At 55.6% G+C, this 17843-nt stretch carries 17 protein-coding genes; 13 read left to right on the forward strand and 4 right to left on the reverse strand.

The features are described from left to right. Positions 1–31: 31 nt before the first annotated feature. On the reverse strand, positions 32–2476 hold the full coding sequence (gene fadE / locus NWV12_RS04055) for an acyl-CoA dehydrogenase FadE (protein ID WP_029739697.1): 2445 nt from the start codon (positions 2474–2476) through the stop codon (positions 32–34). 239 nt (positions 2477–2715) lie between these two features. On the opposite strand from fadE, the gene lpcA reads away from it, so the two are divergent. Both lpcA and NWV12_RS04065 read left to right on the forward strand, forming a co-directional pair. Further along, entirely contained in the window at positions 2716–3294 is a 579-nt protein-coding gene (gene lpcA, locus NWV12_RS04060; protein ID WP_010427884.1) for a D-sedoheptulose 7-phosphate isomerase, read from the forward strand. A 49-nt stretch (positions 3295–3343) separates the two neighbouring features. Further along, complete coding sequence (locus tag NWV12_RS04065; protein ID WP_023310496.1) at positions 3344–4111, forward strand: class II glutamine amidotransferase; 768 nt, start codon at positions 3344–3346, stop codon at positions 4109–4111. Here NWV12_RS04065 and dpaA read toward each other — a convergent pair. Then, positions 4082–4822: a peptidoglycan meso-diaminopimelic acid protein amidase gene (gene dpaA, locus NWV12_RS04070; RefSeq protein ID WP_033144698.1), complete on the reverse strand. Its 741-nt coding sequence runs from the start codon at positions 4820–4822 to the stop codon at positions 4082–4084. The two genes, NWV12_RS04065 and dpaA, sit on opposite strands and share 30 nt — an antisense overlap. A gap of 298 nt (positions 4823–5120) precedes the next feature. Between dpaA and NWV12_RS04075 the strand changes: the two genes are divergently transcribed. From NWV12_RS04075 to dinB, 8 genes are all read left to right on the forward strand, one after another. Beyond that, positions 5121–6464: a Na(+)-translocating NADH-quinone reductase subunit A gene (locus NWV12_RS04075; RefSeq protein ID WP_047061184.1), complete on the forward strand. Its 1344-nt coding sequence runs from the start codon at positions 5121–5123 to the stop codon at positions 6462–6464. A gap of 3 nt (positions 6465–6467) precedes the next feature. Next, positions 6468–7703: an NADH:ubiquinone reductase (Na(+)-transporting) subunit B gene (locus tag NWV12_RS04080; protein WP_029739701.1), complete on the forward strand. Its 1236-nt coding sequence runs from the start codon at positions 6468–6470 to the stop codon at positions 7701–7703. Continuing rightward, complete coding sequence (locus NWV12_RS04085) at positions 7696–8490, forward strand: Na(+)-translocating NADH-quinone reductase subunit C (RefSeq protein WP_033144700.1); 795 nt, start codon at positions 7696–7698, stop codon at positions 8488–8490. Before NWV12_RS04080 ends, NWV12_RS04085 begins: the two co-directional genes overlap by 8 nt. Continuing rightward, positions 8483–9121: an NADH:ubiquinone reductase (Na(+)-transporting) subunit D gene (locus tag NWV12_RS04090; protein ID WP_014882676.1), complete on the forward strand. Its 639-nt coding sequence runs from the start codon at positions 8483–8485 to the stop codon at positions 9119–9121. Before NWV12_RS04085 ends, NWV12_RS04090 begins: the two co-directional genes overlap by 8 nt. 6 nt (positions 9122–9127) lie before the next feature. Then, on the forward strand, positions 9128–9724 hold the full coding sequence (gene nqrE / locus NWV12_RS04095; RefSeq protein WP_008500255.1) for an NADH:ubiquinone reductase (Na(+)-transporting) subunit E: 597 nt from the start codon (positions 9128–9130) through the stop codon (positions 9722–9724). 10 nt (positions 9725–9734) lie between these two features. After that, positions 9735–10958 carry an NADH:ubiquinone reductase (Na(+)-transporting) subunit F gene (gene nqrF / locus NWV12_RS04100; RefSeq protein WP_048979301.1) on the forward strand — a complete coding sequence of 408 codons (1224 nt, stop codon included), beginning with the start codon at positions 9735–9737 and terminating at the stop codon, positions 10956–10958. After that, positions 10958–11161 (forward strand): (Na+)-NQR maturation NqrM, encoded by a 204-nt coding sequence (nqrM, locus tag NWV12_RS04105; protein ID WP_023615899.1) that lies wholly within the window; start codon positions 10958–10960, stop codon positions 11159–11161. Before nqrF ends, nqrM begins: the two co-directional genes overlap by 1 nt. Before the next feature lie 109 nt (positions 11162–11270). Next, positions 11271–12329, forward strand: a complete 1059-nt coding sequence (gene dinB, locus NWV12_RS04110; RefSeq protein WP_023334616.1) for a DNA polymerase IV — start codon at positions 11271–11273, stop codon at positions 12327–12329. Positions 12330–12406: 77 nt separating this feature from the next. Here the strand turns inward: dinB and pepD are convergent, their stop codons facing one another. Beyond that, positions 12407–13864, reverse strand: a complete 1458-nt coding sequence (gene pepD, locus NWV12_RS04115) for a cytosol nonspecific dipeptidase (RefSeq protein ID WP_048979302.1) — start codon at positions 13862–13864, stop codon at positions 12407–12409. Between the two features lie 260 nt (positions 13865–14124). Here pepD and gpt point away from each other — a divergent pair, with 260 nt between their 5' ends. The 3 genes from gpt to crl all read left to right on the forward strand — a co-directional run bounded on the left by gpt (position 14125) and on the right by crl (position 16391). Further along, positions 14125–14583 carry a xanthine phosphoribosyltransferase gene (gene gpt, locus NWV12_RS04120; protein WP_010427903.1) on the forward strand — a complete coding sequence of 153 codons (459 nt, stop codon included), beginning with the start codon at positions 14125–14127 and terminating at the stop codon, positions 14581–14583. A 104-nt stretch (positions 14584–14687) separates the two neighbouring features. After that, entirely contained in the window at positions 14688–15932 is a 1245-nt protein-coding gene (gene frsA / locus NWV12_RS04125) for an esterase FrsA (protein ID WP_039263866.1), read from the forward strand. 57 nt (positions 15933–15989) lie between these two features. Beyond that, positions 15990–16391, forward strand: coding sequence for a sigma factor-binding protein Crl (gene crl / locus NWV12_RS04130; RefSeq protein ID WP_023310506.1), 402 nt, complete (start codon positions 15990–15992; stop codon positions 16389–16391). 139 nt (positions 16392–16530) lie between these two features. Here the strand turns inward: crl and phoE are convergent, their stop codons facing one another. Continuing rightward, positions 16531–17583 carry a phosphoporin PhoE gene (phoE, locus tag NWV12_RS04135; RefSeq protein ID WP_033144705.1) on the reverse strand — a complete coding sequence of 351 codons (1053 nt, stop codon included), beginning with the start codon at positions 17581–17583 and terminating at the stop codon, positions 16531–16533. Between the last annotated feature and the right edge of the window lie 260 nt (positions 17584–17843).

Below are 17843 nucleotides of genomic sequence, written 5' to 3' on the forward strand. Positions count from 1 at the left end.
CGCGAGGCGGGGTTTGTATAAGCGAAACGCGTTACGCCGCTTCAGGTTTGCGGTGCTTCTCCGGGAGCTTTACCGGCTGCGTCGCCAGCTCGTCCGGCTCGAAATCATCCACGTTAATGCTGCGCAGACGGCTCTCTTCGGCTTTCACCAGCAGAGCGGCTTCATCTTTATTGATAATGCCGCCGGCCAGCGCCTGTTTTGCCAGTTCGTCCAGACGGGTAAACGGCAGGTTTTTGCCCAGCTGTTTACAGATCTTCTGGTGAATCGGATCGGCAGCCATCACGTCCAGCAGCGCCTCTTCCAGCAGTCCCACCGGGTTATGCGGCGTCGGCGTCAGATACTGACCACGACCGATACGGGAGCGGGTTGCGCTCGGTACCTGTAGGATCTTCGCTACCTTGTGGTCCAGCTTGTCGGACGGCGCAAGGTGGTGACGTCCGGTCGGGAAGATCACCGCGCGCAGGGCTCCCGCCACGAAGCGGTTCGGGAAGTTCGCCAGCAGGTCGTCAATCGCCTGTTCAGCCTGATACATCGCATCCTGAACGCCCCAGTGCACCAGCGGCAGATCCGCTTCCTGACGGCCTTCGTCGTCGTAGCGCTTCAGGACCGCAGAGGCCAGGAAGATCTGGCTCAGTACATCCCCCAGACGGGCAGAGATACGCTCGCGACGCTTCAGGCTACCGCCCAGCACCGCCATGGAGACGTCAGACAGCAGAGCCAGGTTGGCGCTCAGACGGTTCAGATGCTGGTAGTAACGTTTGGTCGCATCGCCGGTCGGCGTCGCGCTGGTAAGACCGCGCGTCAGGCCCAGCCAGAAGCTGCGCACCTTGTTGCTGCCCACGTGACCGATATGTTTGAACAGCAGCTTATCGAAGGCATCCACGTCGTTGTTCTGCGCGGCAGCCATCTCTTCCAGCACGTACGGATGGCAGCGAATTGCGCCCTGACCGAAGATCATCATGCTGCGGGTCAGGATGTTTGCCCCTTCCACGGTGATGGCAATCGGTGCGCCCTGATAGCCGCGCGCCAGGAAGTTGCCTTCGCCGAGCATAATGCCTTTACCGCCCGCGATATCCATCGCGTCAATGATCGACTGCTGCGCGCGGTGGGTACAGTGGTACTTCACAATCGCGGACAGCACGGCCGGTTTTTCGCCCAGCATAATGCCGTAGGTAATCAGAGAAGCCGCGGCATCCATCACGTAGGCGTTGCCCGCGATACGCGCCAACGGCTCTTCGATACCTTCCATCTTGCCGATGGAGATTTTGAACTGACGGCGGATGTGGGCGTAAGCGCCAATCCCCATCGCGACCGACTTCAGACCGCCGGTTGAGTTCGACGGCAGGGTAATGCCGCGGCCCACAGACAGACATTCCACCAGCATACGCCAGCCCTGACCGGCCATTTTCGGACCGCCGATGATGTAGTCAATCGGCACAAAGATGTCCTGACCGCGGGTCGGACCGTTCTGGAACGGCACGTTCAGCGGGAAGTGACGGCGACCAATTTCAACGCCTGGGGTAGAGGTTGGGATCAGCGCACAGGTAATGCCCAGATCTTCTTCGCCGCCCAGCAGTTTTTCCGGGTCAGAGAGCTTAAAGGCCAGACCCAGCACGGTGGCGATTGGCGCCAGGGTGATATAACGCTTGTTCCAGGTCAGGCGCATGCCCAGCACCTGCTCGCCCTGCCACTCACCCATGCAGACCACGCCGGTATCCGGGATCGCGCCTGCATCGGAACCCGCTTCCGGGCTGGTCAGCGCGAAGCAAGGGATTTCCTGACCGCGTGCCAGACGCGGCAGGTAGTGATCTTTCTGCTCTTCCGTACCGTAATGCTGCAGCAGTTCGCCCGGGCCTAAGGAGTTAGGCACGCCAACGGTAATCGCCAGGATCCCGGAGACGCCCGCCAGCTTTTGCAGGACGCGAGCCTGAGCGTAAGCGGAGAATTCCAGACCGCCGTACTCTTTCTTGATGATCATCGCGAAGAAGCGATGTTCTTTCAGATACGCCCACAGCTCCGGCGGCAGATCGGCCATTTCATGGGTGATGGCAAAGTCGTTTGCCATGCGGCACGCTTCTTCCACCGGGCCGTCAATAAAGGCCTGCTCTTCAGCGGTCAGACGCGGCTGCGGATAGTTATGCAGCTTTTTCCAGTCCGGGTTGCCCTGGAACAGATCGCCTTCCCACCAGGTGGTGCCCGCGTCAATCGCTTCTTTTTCAGTACGCGACATGGGCGGCATCACTTTGCGAAAGCCCTTGAACACCGGCGCAGAGATCATTGATTTACGCATCGGGGCCAGGTTAAACGGCAAAAGGATGATGGCAAGAGGGACTAAAAGCCAGATATTCCAGAGACCTGCGACGCCAAGCGCAGCCGTCCAGGCCAGAAGAATCAGGCTGCTCAGGAATAAACTTACGCGGTGATAGAACAACACACCGAGCAGAACAACGGTTGCGAGAATGCTCAAAATCATCATAAAGAAAAGCTCCCTTGCTTGTAGGAGGTCTGACCACTTGTGATGATATGGTTGTAGTTGATGTTATTTCCTTTAGCAATGTGTTTACAAAATAATTACAACCTGGTTCACATTGTTCGCGTTTTAGCCGGCACAAAAAATCAAAACGCCGGACGATTCGCATGGCTTTAGCTTCTCGCTTTTCCCGCTATCCGGTACACTCCACTGTGTTATTTCATCAATACTGAAGGATTATCCTCATGTACCAGGATCTTATTCGTAACGAACTGAACGAAGCGGCGGAAACGCTGGCGAACTTTCTGAAAGATGATGCCAATATTCACGCTATTCAGCGCGCAGCGGTCCTGCTGGCCGACAGCTTCAAAGCCGGTGGCAAAGTGCTTTCCTGCGGTAACGGCGGCTCCCACTGTGACGCTATGCACTTCGCAGAAGAGCTGACCGGACGCTATCGCGAAAACCGCCCGGGCTACCCGGCGATTGCGATTTCAGACGTAAGCCACATCTCCTGCGTAGGCAACGACTTCGGTTACGACCACATCTTCTCCCGCTACGTTGAAGCGGTAGGCCGTGAAGGCGACGTGCTGCTGGGGATCTCTACCTCTGGTAACTCCGGCAACGTGATCAAAGCGATCGCCGCCGCGCGTGAAAAAGGGATGAAGGTCATCACCCTGACCGGTAAAGATGGCGGTAAGATGGACGGTACGGCGGATGTCGAAATTCGCGTTCCGCACTTCGGTTATGCTGACCGTATTCAGGAAATTCACATCAAAGTGATCCACATCCTGATCCAGCTGATCGAAAAAGAGATGGTTAAGTAAGACTTCGCTGGGGGGCTCCGGTGCCCCCCGCTGTTGTGGAGGTGTTGTTATGTGCGAACTGCTCGGGATGAGCGCCAATGTGCCAACCGATATCTGTTTTAGCTTCACCGGGCTGGTTCAGCGCGGTGGAGGAACCGGGCCGCATAAAGACGGCTGGGGCATCACCTTTTACGAAGGCAAAGGGTGTCGCACGTTCAAAGATCCACAGCCCAGCTTTAACTCACCGATTGCCAAACTGGTGCAGGACTATCCCATCAAGTCCCGCTCGGTGATCGCCCACATCCGTCAGGCTAACCGTGGCGAAGTAGCGCTGGAAAATACCCATCCGTTTACCCGCGAGCTGTGGGGCCGTAACTGGACCTATGCACACAACGGGCAGCTCACGGGCTATAAGTCGCTGGAGACGGGCAATTTCCGCCCGGTCGGCGAGACGGACAGCGAAAAAGCCTTCTGCTGGCTGCTGCACAAGCTGACGGAGCGCTATCCCCGCACGCCCGGCAACATGACTGCCGTGTTCAAATACATCGCGACGCTGGCATCTGAACTGCGTGAAAAAGGCGTGTTCAACATGCTGCTCTCTGATGGCCGCTATGTGATGGCGTTCTGCTCGACGAATCTGTTCTGGATCACCCGCCGTGCGCCGTTTGGCGTTGCGACGCTGCTCGATCAGGATGTGGAGATAGACTTTCAGAAGGAGACCACACCGAACGATGTGGTCACTGTTATCGCAACGCAGCCGCTGACGGGCAACGAAACCTGGCAAAAGATTATGCCAGGCGAGTGGGTGCTATTTTGTCTCGGGGACCGTGTAATTTGACGCCAGCTGTGGATGGACGACTTCGTGGCTCAGCGGTTTGCTGACCACGTAACGGCCATCGACGATAGAGACCACTGGTGGCTTGTGGGTCTGCTCAAAGTAGTCGTAACCCGGCTTCAGCTGTTTCCAGAAATCCGCGTAGTATGAGTACTTGTGACGCGTCATGTTGGCGTCCGTCATGCGGAACGGATAGATGCTGACCTGTACGTTAGGCTGCCCAAAGACCAGCGCGCCCGTCACGAACTGGAAAATCTCATCAATGCCGGAGTCGGTCATCGCATAACAGCCGATAGACACGCAGGCGCCGTGGATCATCAGATATTTACCTTCATAACCGTGTGCACGGTCATAGGCATTCGGGAAGCCGATGTTAATGGCTTTATAGAAGCGGCTGTCAGGCTTGAGCTGGCTGCGCTGAACGTTGTAGAACCCTTCCGGACTTTTGAAGTCGCCCTGACGCTGTTTTGGCCCCAGTCCGCCGGAGTAGTTACAAATTTTGTAACTATCAAGCAGCTGATATGTCTCGCCCATTTTGACAAACAGATCGAGAGTGCGCTCTTCCTTGAAGATCTGAATATAAACCGGCGATCCCATTAACTGCTGTTTATATTCCTTGCTGACCGGCGTCGTTGAGCTATTACTGCTGAGCAGTCCGGCAAACGACATGCACGGCATCAGAAGCATCGCAATGAACAATGCGATTTTACGCATACTACTAGTTCCTTGATAAAACCATGACCAACTTGCCAGGACGGCAAAAGAGACCCGAAATCAGATTATTCTGTTAGGAGCGCTCACATTAGCACCGCTATAGATTTTCGCAAGAGCCGGGCGGTGAGTTTACAAATTAGTTTTACTTTATAAACCATCAAAATTGCGATGGCTCCAGGAACTTTGCGCATTAGCTCGCAATTTGGCGCGCGTGACGGCGGATTCCCTGCCCGCGTGAAGGGGAAAATGTTACACTTTGCGCCCACTGGATTGTTGTTCATGGAAACCTGCTAACCACATGTTTAAAATTAAAAAAGGACTTGATCTGCCGATTGCAGGCGTGCCAGCGCAGCACGTTTCGACAGGCGCAAGTGTCCGTCATGTCGCCATTTTGGGCGAAGACTACCTGGGTATGCGTCCTTCAATGCTGGTACAGGAGGGCGATCGCGTTATCAAAGGACAGCCGCTCTTTGAGGACAAAAAAAATCCCGGCGTGATGTTCACGGCCCCCGCGAGCGGCACCGTTGTGGCCATCAACCGTGGCGAACGGCGCGTTCTGCAGTCGGTGGTTATCCGCATTGAGGGCGATGAAAAGCGTGAGTTTGCCCATTACGACACCGCAGAACTCGCGTCGCTGAACCGCGACGCCGTTCAGGATCAGCTCCTGGCATCCGGTTTATGGACCGCGCTTCGTACGCGCCCCTTCAGCAAATCCCCTGTTCCGGGCACGGAACCGGCCGCGATTTTCGTCACGGCCATCGACACCAACCCGCTCAGCGTGGACCCGGAACCGATTATCCTGGCGCAGCGAAAAGCTTTTGATGCTGGTCTAACCGTTTTAACCCGCCTCACATCCGGAAAAGTGCACGTTTGCCAGGCCGGCGGCGGCAAGCCTGGCGGGCATCCGCTGGGGCAGGTCACGTTTAATGAATTTTCTGGCCCGCATCCGGCGGGGCTGGTCGGGACGCACATCCATTTCCTTGAGCCAGTCAGCCTGGCGAAACAGGTCTGGCACCTTAACTATCAGGACGTCATCGCCATCGGTAAGCTCTTTACTACGGGTGAGCTCTGCGCTGAACGGATAATCGCCATCGGCGGACCGCAGGCTGCAAATCCGCGCCTGGTGAAGACGCTGCTGGGTGCTGACATCAACGAACTGCTGGTGGGGGAAACGAAAGAGGGCGAAAACCGCCTGATTTCCGGCTCGGTCCTCAGCGGCCGCCATGCGGCCAATGCGCACGCGTACCTGGGACGCTTCCATTTGCAGGTCAGCATTGTGCAGGAAGGGCGTGAAAAAGAGCTGTTTGGCTGGGTTCTGCCAGGCGCAGAAAAATACTCCGTCACCCGAACCACGCTGGGCCACTTCCTGCGTAATAAGCTGTTTAGCTTCTCAACCAGTACCCACGGCGGCGAGCGCGCCATGGTCCCGATTGGCAACTACGAGCGCGTCATGCCGCTGGATATTCTGCCCACCGTGCTGCTGCGCGATCTGCTTGCTGGCGATACCGACGGCGCGCAGGCTCTGGGCTGTCTGGAGCTTGACGAGGAAGATCTGGCGCTCTGTACCTATGTCTGTCCGGGCAAATATGAGTATGGACCGGTATTGCGCGAGGTGTTAACCCGCATTGAGCAGGAAGGATAACCGATGGGCTTAAAACACCTCTTTGAAAAAATTGAGCCGCACTTTACCGAAGGAAAGCTCAAAAAGTACTACCCGCTGTATGAAGCAACGACGACCATTTTCTACACGCCGGGGCTGGTGACGAAAGGGGCGGCGCACGTTCGCGATGCCATCGACCTGAAACGCATGATGATCCTGGTGTGGTTTGCGGTCTTCCCGGCCATGTTCTGGGGCATGTACAACGTTGGCCTGCAGACCATTCCGGCGCTGCACCACATGTACGATGCACAGCAGCTGGCGCAGGTGATCCAGTCCGACTGGCACTACCGTCTGGCCCAGTCGTTAGGGGTGAGCTTCGCCGCAGACGCGGGCTGGCTGAGCATGATGACGCTGGGCGCGGTGTTCTTCCTGCCGATTTACATCACGGTATTTGTCGTGGGCGGCTTCTGGGAAGTGCTGTTTGCCATCATCCGTAAACATGAGATCAATGAAGGCTTCTTCGTGACCTCTATTCTGTTTGCCCTGATTGTTCCCCCGACGCTACCGCTCTGGCAGGCGGCGCTTGGCATCAGCTTCGGCGTGGTGATTGCCAAAGAGATCTTCGGCGGCACCGGGCGGAACTTCCTCAACCCGGCGCTGGCGGGACGCGCGTTTCTGTTCTTTGCTTATCCGGCGCAAATCTCGGGCGATCTCGTGTGGACGGCGGCAGACGGTTTTTCCGGCGCGACGCCGCTTTCACAGTGGGCGGCACACGGCGGCGAAACGCTGGTTAACAACGCGACGGGTCAGCCAGTCACCTGGTTTGATGCCTTTATTGGCAACATTCCGGGCTCCATCGGAGAAGTCTCCACGCTGATGATTTTGCTTGGCGGCGCGATCATTCTTTTTGGTCGCGTGGCCTCCTGGCGGATCGTTGCGGGCGTGATGATCGGCATGGTGCTGACCGCCACCCTGTTCAACGTTATCGGTTCGACCACCAATCCGATGTTCTCCATGCCGTGGTACTGGCATCTGGTGCTGGGTGGCTTCGCGTTCGGCATGATGTTCATGGCGACGGACCCCGTCTCTGCCTCGTTTACAGACAAAGGTAAATGGAGCTATGGCGTGCTCATTGGCGCGATGTGCGTTCTGATCCGCGTGGTCAACCCGGCGTATCCGGAAGGGATGATGTTGGCCATTCTGTTTGCCAACCTGTTTGCACCGCTCTTCGATTACCTGGTGGTGCGGGCCAACATTAAGCGGAGGAAGGCGCGTGGCTGAGGTTAAAAATAACGACAGCATCAGCAAAACGCTGCTGGTGGTGCTGGTGCTCTGTCTGGTCTGTTCTATTGTCGTGGCCGGCTCTGCCGTGGGGTTAAAACCCCTGCAGCAGGAGCAACGTGCGCTGGATAAACAGCGCAACATCCTGGCCGTCGCCGGGCTGATGCAGGAAGGAATGAGCGCGGACGACGTTTCGGCCGTCTTTGCTGAACGTATTTCGGCGCGTCTGGTGGATTTAAAAACGGGTGAACTGCTGGATAAAGACCCGGCAAAATTCAACCAGGCGCTGGCGCTTAAAGATCCGCAGATGAGCCTGACGCTGGAGGCATCGCAAGATCCCGCCGGGATTAAGCGTCGCAGCAACCTGGCCGAAATCTATCTGGTTCGCGATCCCCAAAAACGCATTCAGGAAGTGGTACTGCCTGTTTACGGTAACGGTCTGTGGTCAATGATGTACGCGTTTGTGGCCCTTGATACCGATGGGCGCACGGTCAAAGGCATTACGTATTACGACCAGGGTGAAACGCCGGGGCTGGGTGGCGAAGTTGAAAACCCTAACTGGCGGGCACAGTTTGTCGGCAAAAAAGTGCTCGACGATAACGGCCTGCCTGCGCTGAAGGTGATGAAAGGGGCGGCACGTCCCGGTGACGACTACGCCGTTGACGGGCTTTCCGGCGCTACGCTCACATCAAAAGGCGTGCAGCACAGTTTTGATTTCTGGATGGGCGAGCTGGGCTTTGGTCCTTTCCTGAAAAACGTACGTGAAGGAGCGCTGAACAATGGCTGATACCGGTGAACTGAAAGAAGTTAAAAAGGTGCTCATTGGCCCACTGTTAGCCAATAACCCGATCACGCTCCAGGTGCTGGGTGTCTGTTCTGCTCTGGCGGTGACGACCAAGCTGGAAACGGCAGTCGTGATGACGCTGGCGGTCACGCTGGTCACGGCGTTCTCCAGCATGTTTATCTCGATGATCCGCCACCATATCCCCAACAGCGTGAGGATCATCGTACAGATGGCGATCATCGCCTCGCTGGTGATCGTGGTCGATCAGCTGCTGCGCGCCTTTGCCTATGAAACCTCCAAACAGCTCTCGGTATTTGTCGGGCTGATTATCACCAACTGTATCGTCATGGGGCGTGCGGAAGCCTACGCCATGAAAATGCCGCCGCTGGCGAGCTTTATGGACGGCATCGGCAACGGCCTGGGCTACGGCGTGATCCTGCTGACCGTGGGGTTCCTGCGCGAGCTGATTGGCAGCGGCAAGCTGTTTGGCATCACGGTGCTGGACACGGTGCAGAACGGCGGCTGGTATCTGCCAAACGGCCTGTTCCTGCTGGCCCCTAGCGCATTTTTCATTATCGGTTTGTTGATCTGGCTGATTCGTACGCTGAAGCCAGAACAGCAGGAAAAGGAGTAACCGACGATGGCTCATTACCTGAGTTTGTTTGTGCGGGCGGTGTTTGTTGAAAACATGGCGCTCGCGTTTTTCCTCGGCATGTGTACGTTCCTTGCGGTTTCCAAAAAAGTGTCGACGGCATTTGGTCTCGGTATCGCGGTCACCGTGGTGCTCGGCTTATCTGTACCGATCAACAATCTGGTGTACAACTTTGTGCTGCGGGACGGCGCGCTGGTTGAAGGGGTTGATCTCAGCTTCCTGAACTTCATCACCTTTATCGGGGTGATCGCGGCGCTGGTGCAAATCCTCGAGATGATCCTCGATAAGTATTTCCCGTCGCTCTACAACGCGCTGGGGATCTTCCTGCCGCTGATCGCGGTGAACTGCGCCATCTTTGGCGGCGTCTCGTTTATGGTTCAGCGTGATTACAACTTCAGCGAATCCGTGGTGTACGGTTTTGGTTCCGGCATCGGCTGGATGCTGGCGATTGTCACCATGGCGGGGATCCGCGAGAAAATGAAATATGCCAACGTGCCTGCGGGTCTGCGTGGCCTGGGGATCACCTTTATCACCACCGGGCTGATGGCGCTGGGCTTTATGTCCTTCTCCGGTGTGCAGCTATAAGGGCAAACAGATGGAAATTATCCTTGGCGTGGTGATGTTCACGCTGATTGTACTGGTGCTGTCAGGGCTTATTCTGGCGGCGCGCGCGAAGCTGGTGAATTCCGGCGACGTGGTCATTGATATTAACGACGAGCCGCAGAATCAGATCCGCACGCCGGCGGGAGACAAGCTGCTCAACACGCTCTCCGGTAACGGCATTTTTGTCTCCTCAGCCTGCGGCGGCGGCGGTTCCTGCGGGCAGTGCCGCGTGACGGTAAAAGAGGGCGGCGGCGATATTCTGCCAACCGAACTGGCGCATATCACAAAGCGTGAGGCAAAAGAGGGCTGTCGTCTGGCCTGCCAGGTCGCGGTGCGCCAGAACATGAAGATTGAGCTGCCGGAAGAGATCTTCGGCGTCAAAAAATGGGAGTGCGAGGTTATCTCTAATGATAACAAAGCCACCTTTATAAAAGAGCTGAAGCTGCGGGTGCCGGAAGGCGAGCATGTCCCGTTCCGCGCCGGAGGCTACATTCAGATCGAGTGCCCGGAGCACGCTGTGGCCTATGCGGACTTTGACGTGCCGCATGAGTACCGCGCCGACTGGGACAAATTCAATCTCTTCCGCTTTGTATCTGAGGTGAAAGAGCCGACGCTGCGCGCCTACTCGATGGCCAACTATCCGGAAGAGAAGGGCATTATCATGCTCAACGTGCGTATCGCCACGCCGCCACCGAATGTGCCGGATGCACCGCCGGGCGTCATGTCGTCATACATCTGGTCGCTGAAGCCTGGCGATAAGGTGACGATCTCCGGCCCGTTCGGGGAGTTCTTCGCGAAAGATACCGATGCGGAAATGGTCTTTATCGGCGGCGGTGCCGGTATGGCCCCGATGCGCTCGCACATCTTTGACCAGCTCAAGCGGCTGGGGAGCCAGCGTAAGATCAGCTTCTGGTACGGGGCGCGCTCGCTGCGCGAGATGTTCTATGAAGATGAGTTTGAACAGCTGGCGCGTGAAAACCCGAACTTTACCTTCCATGTGGCGCTTTCCGATCCGCAGCCGGAAGATAACTGGACGGGCTATACGGGGTTCATCCACAACGTGCTGTATGAAAACTACCTCAAACAGCACCCGGCGCCTGAGGACTGCGAGTTCTATATGTGTGGTCCGCCGATGATGAACGCCGCCGTGATTAAGATGCTGAAAGATCTCGGTGTCGAAGATGAGAACATCATGCTCGATGACTTTGGAGGTTGATGATGCTGACGTTTCTGGCAACCTTTGTGGTTTTTGTGCTTGTCATCTTCGGCATGTCGTTAGGCTGGATCGTTAAGCGGAAAAGCATTCAGGGCAGCTGCGGCGGTATTTCCTCTATTGGGATGGAAAAGGTTTGCGACTGCCCGGAACCGTGCGATGCGCGGAAGAAAAGGATGGCCCGCGAACAGCAGCGCATTATTTAATTTTTTTGTAGGCCGGGTAAGGCAAAGCCGCCACCCGGCGTTCTCACATCTGCTTCTCAATCCTCATTTGTTTACTGTATACTTATCCAGTAATGAGTGAGGGCTTACTATGCGCAAAATAATCCATGTCGATATGGACTGCTTTTTTGCCGCAGTGGAGATGCGTGACAACCCGGCGCTGCGGGATATTCCCATCGCCATTGGCGGCAGCCGCGTTCAGCGTGGTGTCATCAGCACCGCCAACTATCCTGCGCGCAAATTTGGCGTGCGCAGCGCGATGCCGACGGCGATGGCCTTAAAGCTTTGCCCTCATCTCACGCTTCTGCCAGGCCGTTTTGAAGCCTATAAAGAGGCTTCCCTCCATATTCGGGAAATCTTCTCCCGCTATACCTCTCTGATAGAGCCGCTGTCGCTGGACGAAGCCTATCTGGATGTGACCGACAGCGTGCACTGCCACGGCTCCGCCACGCTGATGGCGCAGGAGATCCGCCAGACGATTTTCAACGAGCTGAATCTGACGGCATCGGCGGGCGTCGCGCCCGTTAAATTCCTCGCCAAAATCGCCTCCGATTTAAATAAGCCCAACGGTCAATACGTCATCACGCCTGACGAGGTGCCGGCGTTTTTGAAAACGCTGCCGCTCGGCAAAATCCCCGGCGTGGGAAAAGTCTCCGCCGCAAAGCTGGAAAGCATGGGGCTACGGACCTGCGAAGACGTGCAGCGAAGCGATCTCGCCATGCTGCTCAAGCGCTTTGGAAAGTTTGGCCGCGTGCTGTGGGAGCGCAGCCAGGGAATTGACGATCGCGATGTGAACAGCGAGCGGCTGCGGAAATCCGTCGGCGTTGAGCGCACCCTCATTGAAGATATTCATGACTGGTCCGAATGCGAAACCATTATCACGGAACAGCTTTACCCTGAGCTGGAACGACGCTTAAGCAAGGTGAAGCCGGATCTGCTCATCGCCCGTCAGGGCATCAAGCTTAAATTCAACGACTTCCAGCAGACCACGCAGGAACACGTCTGGCCGCGTCTGAATAAAGACGATCTTATCGCGACGGCGAAAAAGGCATGGGAAGAGCGCCGGGGCGGGCGAGGGGTGAGGCTGGTGGGATTACACGTCACGCTGCTGGATCCGCAGCTAGAGCGCCAGCTGGTTCTGGGATTGTAAAAAAGCCCGGTGGCGCTACGCTTACCGGGCCTACGTTTTTCACCCTCTCCCTGTGGGAGAGGGTTGGGGCGAGGGTATTACTTAACTGGGATCGCTTTCAGCAGCTCAGTCAGCAGCGTCCAGTAGTGACCGACGCTTTCGATATGGACCTGCTCATCCGGCGAGTGCGGACCGGTAATGGTTGGCCCGATGGACACCATGTCCATATCCGGATACGGTTTCTTGAACAGACCACATTCCAGACCGGCGTGGATCACCTGAATGTTCGGCGTGCTGTTGAACAGACGCTGATAGGTTTCACGCACCAGCGCCATCACCGGAGAACTTGCATCCGGCTGCCAGCCCGGGTAGCTGCCTTTGGCAGACGTTTTTGCGCCCGCCAGCGTGCCCAGTGATTCCAGCATGCTCACCACGTACTCTTTACCGCTGTCGATAAGGGAGCGGATCAGGCAGATGATTTCCGCGCTGTCGTCGCTCATGGTCACCACGCCCACGTTCAGCGAGGTTTCCACCACGCCTTTCGCCACGTCAGAGTTGCGGATCACGCCGTTTGGCGTCGCGTTCAGCAGCTGAACGAAGGTGTTACGAGACTGCGCGGTCAGCGCGTCTTTATCCGTAGATACGGATTCCAGCACCACGGTCAGGTTTTTCTCTTTCGCCGACAGTTCGTTCTTCAGGATATCCAGGTATATGGTGGAGAGTTTTTTCAGCTCGTCCGCTTTTGCCGCTGGAACCGCTACGGTGGCGAACGCTTCGCGCGGAATCGCGTTACGCAGTGTACCGCCGTTGAAGTCTACCAGACGCAGATCCAGCTCGGCCGCATGGCCTGCCAGGAAGCGCGCCAGCAGCTTGTTGGCGTTACCCAGACCCAGGTGAATATCACCGCCGGAGTGGCCGCCTTTCAGCCCTTTCAGCGTCAGCTTGAAGGTCTGGAAGCCAGCAGGAATCGCTTCGCGCTTCAGCGGCAGGGTAGAGATGAAATCAATCCCGCCCGCGCAGCCCATGTAGATCTCGCCTTCTTCTTCAGAGTCGGTGTTGATCAGGATGTCCGCCTGCAGCCAGTTCGCCTGCAGACCGAACGCGCCGTCCATGCCCGCTTCTTCGGTCATGGTCAGCAGCACTTCCAGCGGACCGTGTTCAACGCTGTCGTCGGCCAGCACGGCCAGCGCAGAGGCCATACCGATGCCGTTATCCGCGCCCAGCGTGGTGCCGCGTGCTTTCACCCAGTCGCCGTCGATGTACGGTTGAATCGGGTCTTTGGTGAAGTCGTGAACGGTGTCGTTGTTCTTCTGTGGCACCATGTCCAGGTGCGCCTGCAGCACAACCGGTTTGCGGTTTTCCATGCCTGCGGTAGCCGGTTTGCGGATCAGAATGTTGCCAACCTGGTCACGTTCAGCATGCAGACCTTTTTCCTTCGCCCAGCCCATAATATGTTCGGCAAGCTGTTCTTCATGGTAGGAAGGGTGTGGAATGGAGCAGATTTTCGCAAAAATATCCCACAGCGGCTGCGGAGATAATTGAGACAGTTCAGACACGATAAGTCTCCTTGTCGAGGCGCTGCAAACAGGGTTGCAGGTCACAGGGTTAGCAGGTTAATAGTTACCACAAGTCAGGCTTGCGAGATGAAACTGAGAATACCACTTTCTCTGCTGGCTGGTAGCATAAAGCATGTAAAAACTCAGGCAGAGGGCGCTAAACACTGGTTTTTAGTGCGTCAGATCTCTATAATCTCGCGCAACCTATTTCCCCCTCGAACACTTTTTAAGCCGTATAAAAACAGGCTGGGACACTTCACATGAGCGAAAAATACGTCGTCACCTGGGACATGTTGCAGATTCACGCACGCAAACTGGCTGCGCGTCTGATGCCTTCCGAACAGTGGAAAGGCATTATTGCCGTCAGCCGTGGCGGTCTGGTACCGGGGGCGCTGCTGGCACGTGAGCTGGGTATTCGTCATGTCGATACCGTTTGCATCTCCAGCTATGACCATGACAACCAGCGTGAGCTGACCGTGCTGAAACGTGCGGAAGGCGACGGCGAAGGTTTCATCGTTATTGATGACCTGGTGGATACCGGCGGTACTGCGGTCGCTATCCGCGAAATGTATCCGAAAGCACATTTCGTCACTATCTTCGCGAAGCCTGCTGGCCGCCCGCTGGTTGACGATTACGTGATTGATATCCCGCAGGACACCTGGATTGAACAGCCATGGGATATGGGCGTGGTCTTCGTACCGCCTATTTCAGGCCGTTAATACCAGTACGTAACTTTACACGCCCGACGATGTCGGGCGTTGTTCTTTTTGGCCTGCCACGCGTTACAATAGTCTCTATACGACGTATTCATGGAGGCAACGCAATGACGCAGGCGAATCTCACCGAGACTCTCTTCAAACCCCGTTTCAAACACCCTGAAACGTCGACGCTGGTGCGTCGCTTCAATCCGGGTACCCAGCCTGCCGTCCAGTCCGCGTTAGACGGAAAAAACGTGCCTCACTGGTATCGCATGATTAACCGCCTGATGTGGATCTGGCGCGGTATCGACCCCCGTGAAATCCTCGATGTGCAGGCACGTATCGTGATGAGTGAAGCCGAACGTACCGACAGCGAACTCTACGATACGGTGGTGGGCTACCGTGGCGGAAACTGGATCTACGAGTGGTCTAAACAGGCGATGCTCTGGCAGCAAAAAGCCAGCCAGGAAGAGGATGCCACGCGCAGCGGCAAGCACTGGCTGCACGCTGCTAATCTTTACGGCATTGCCGCTTACCCCCATTTAAAAGGGGATGAACTGGCGGAGCAGGCTCAGGCGCTGGCGAATCGCGCCTATCAGGAGGCGGCTCAACGTCTGCCGGGCCGGATGCGTGAACTTGAGTTCACCATTTCAGGGGGCGCGTCCGTTACCGGATTCCTGCATATGCCTGAAGGTGAAGGTCCGTTCCCGACCGTCCTCATGTGCGGCGGGCTGGATTCGCTGCAAATTGATTATTACAGCCTGTATGAGCGTTACTTCGCACCAAAAGGGATCGCGATGCTGACGCTGGATATGCCTTCAATTGGTTTCTCATCCAAATGGAAACTGACTCAGGATTCGAGCCTGCTGCACCAGCATGCGCTCAAAGCGCTGGAAAACATTCCGTGGGTTGACCACACGCGCGTGGCGGCATTCGGCTTCCGTTTCGGCGCGAACGTCGCGGTGCGTCTGGCTTATCTTGAATCTTCTCGTCTGAAAGCTGTCGCCTGCCTCGGCCCGGTCGTACACGCTCTGCTCAGCGATCCTGCACGCCAGGGGAGCGTACCTGAAATGTACCTTGATGTGCTGGCCAGCCGTCTTGGCATGCATGATGCATCAGACGAAGCGCTGCGCGTTGAGCTCAATCGTTACTCGTTAAAAACGCAGGGGTTGCTGGGACGTCGCTGCCCAACACCAATGCTGTCAGGGTTCTGGAAAAACGATCCGTTCAGCCCGGAAGAAGAGTCGCGATTAATCACTTCGTCATCTGCGGATGGCAAATTGCTTGAGGTGCCGTTCAGCCCGGTCTATCAGAATTTCGACAAATCACTGAAAGAGATTACGCGCTGGATCGCTCAGAGATTGTGTTAATAGATTGCTAAATTTCGCTGGTTTGGTAAAACAGTGGCTTCACAAAAGGAGATCGCAATGACGTTACCGAGTGGACACCCGAAAAGTAGACTGATTAAGAAGTTTATGGCTCTCGGCCCGTATATTCGAGAAGAGCAGTGTGAAGAGAATCGCTTTTTTTTCGACTGCCTGGCTGTATGCGTCAACGTGAAGCCTGCACCCGAAAAACGTGAATTCTGGGGCTGGTGGATGGAAATGGAAGCAGAGGAAAAACGCTTTACGTATAGCTACCAGTTTGGCCTGTTTAATAAAGACGGCAACTGGCAGGCCACAACGATTAAAGATCAGGAAGTGATTGACCGCCTGGAATATACGCTAAAAGAGTTTCACGATAAGGCACGCGCACTGCTGGCTACCCTGGATCTCAAGTTCGAACCTGCGGATGACTTTTCCAGCGAAGCGGTGAAGCTGACTGCCTGATGGTGTCACAGCGCCGGGTGGCGGCTTCGCCTTACCCGGCCTACAAATTCTCCCTCTCACCGTGGGAGAGGGCACCAGACCGCATGAATCCCCGACAATAAAAAAACCGGCATCAAGCCGGTTTTTTTATTTCACATCATCAGAACTGGTAGGTCATACCTACAGCAACGATGTCATCGCTGCTCACGCCCAGTTTATTTTTGTCGTCAATCTGGTTGATTTTATAATCAACAAAGGTGGACATATTTTTGTTGAAGTAATAGGTCGCGCCAACGTCAATATATTTCACCAGATCTTCGTCGCCAATACCTTCGATATCTTTGCCTTTAGACTGGACATAGCCCAGGGACGGGCGCAGACCAAAGTCGAACTGATATTGTGCGACAACTTCAAAGTTCTGCGCTTTATTTGCAAACCCGCCGGAAATTGGCGTCATATTGCGGGTTTCAGAATACATTGCAGCCAGATAAATATCGTTCGCATCATATTTCAGACCGGTTGCCCAGGCTTCTGCTTTCTGACCCTGGCCACGCGCCAGCAGGTTCTGAGCATTGGTGCGGTCAGAGTTGGTGTAGGCGCCGCTGACGGCGAAATCGCTGCCGCCGAAGTCATAGGTCAGAGAGGTACCAAAACCGTCACCGTTCTGTTTTTTGGCGTCACGGTTTTCGTTTTTGCCCTGGTACTGCAGCGTCATGTCCAGACCGTCAACCGCGCCGAAGAAATCGGTGTTACGGTAGGTGGCCAGGCCGGTAGCGCGCTTGGTCATGAAGTTATCGGTCTGCGCGGAAGAGTCGCCGCCGAACTCAGGGAACATATCGGTCCATGCTTCGACGTCATACAGGGCACCCAGGTTACGACCGTAATCCAGTGAACCAAAGTTTTTCAGCTTCAGGCCCGCAAACGCCAGACGCGTTTTCTGAGTAGAGTCGCTCTCGGCTTTGTTACCTGCAAATTCAGATTCCCAACGGCCATAGCCCGTCAGCTGATCGTTAATCTGCGTCTCGCCTTTAAAACCGAAACGAACGTAAGTCTGATCGCCATCTTTGGTGGCATCATCACTGATGTAGTGCATGGCTTTCACTTTGCCGTACACGTCCAGTTTATTACCATCTTTATTATAAACTTCAGCTGCGTGAACGGATGCAGAAGCCACTACGCCCATAACCATTAATGCCAGAGTGCTCTTTTTCATTTTCGATCCTGTCTTATAAACGCGCTAAAAAATTCGCTGGACGATAAGCTCATGCTTAAGTCCCGTGAAAAAACAGGAAGGGTTTTATCGTTCTGGAATGAAACTTTTATGACAAACTAAGAATAATTTTAAAAAACTGTGATTTATTATTTCGGTAATAAAATTGTCAAAATTTCCCGCTAGGCTTCCTGATCCCGCGCAACAAAGTGTTTCGCGATGTGCTAAGGCAGTTGGCAACGGGGCTGACTCCTGTTAAAACG

This window comes from Enterobacter sp. Crenshaw (assembly GCF_024734705.1).
GTDB lineage: Bacteria > Pseudomonadota > Gammaproteobacteria > Enterobacterales > Enterobacteriaceae > Enterobacter > Enterobacter asburiae_B.

Excerpts from the sequence above, each read along its gene's own strand:
- fadE (WP_029739697.1), bottom strand. The coding sequence starts at position 2,476 with ATGATGATTTTGAGCATTCTCGCAACCGTTGTTCTGCTCGGTGTGTTG.
- lpcA (WP_010427884.1), top strand. The coding sequence starts at position 2,716 with ATGTACCAGGATCTTATTCGTAACGAACTGAACGAAGCGGCGGAAACG.
- NWV12_RS04065 (WP_023310496.1), top strand. The coding sequence starts at position 3,344 with ATGTGCGAACTGCTCGGGATGAGCGCCAATGTGCCAACCGATATCTGT.
- dpaA (WP_033144698.1), bottom strand. The coding sequence starts at position 4,822 with ATGCGTAAAATCGCATTGTTCATTGCGATGCTTCTGATGCCGTGCATG.
- NWV12_RS04075 (WP_047061184.1), top strand. The coding sequence starts at position 5,121 with ATGTTTAAAATTAAAAAAGGACTTGATCTGCCGATTGCAGGCGTGCCA.
- NWV12_RS04080 (WP_029739701.1), top strand. The coding sequence starts at position 6,468 with ATGGGCTTAAAACACCTCTTTGAAAAAATTGAGCCGCACTTTACCGAA.
- NWV12_RS04090 (WP_014882676.1), top strand. The coding sequence starts at position 8,483 with ATGGCTGATACCGGTGAACTGAAAGAAGTTAAAAAGGTGCTCATTGGC.
- nqrE (WP_008500255.1), top strand. The coding sequence starts at position 9,128 with ATGGCTCATTACCTGAGTTTGTTTGTGCGGGCGGTGTTTGTTGAAAAC.
- nqrF (WP_048979301.1), top strand. The coding sequence starts at position 9,735 with ATGGAAATTATCCTTGGCGTGGTGATGTTCACGCTGATTGTACTGGTG.
- nqrM (WP_023615899.1), top strand. The coding sequence starts at position 10,958 with ATGATGCTGACGTTTCTGGCAACCTTTGTGGTTTTTGTGCTTGTCATC.
- dinB (WP_023334616.1), top strand. The coding sequence starts at position 11,271 with ATGCGCAAAATAATCCATGTCGATATGGACTGCTTTTTTGCCGCAGTG.
- gpt (WP_010427903.1), top strand. The coding sequence starts at position 14,125 with ATGAGCGAAAAATACGTCGTCACCTGGGACATGTTGCAGATTCACGCA.
- frsA (WP_039263866.1), top strand. The coding sequence starts at position 14,688 with ATGACGCAGGCGAATCTCACCGAGACTCTCTTCAAACCCCGTTTCAAA.
- crl (WP_023310506.1), top strand. The coding sequence starts at position 15,990 with ATGACGTTACCGAGTGGACACCCGAAAAGTAGACTGATTAAGAAGTTT.
- phoE (WP_033144705.1), bottom strand. The coding sequence starts at position 17,583 with ATGAAAAAGAGCACTCTGGCATTAATGGTTATGGGCGTAGTGGCTTCT.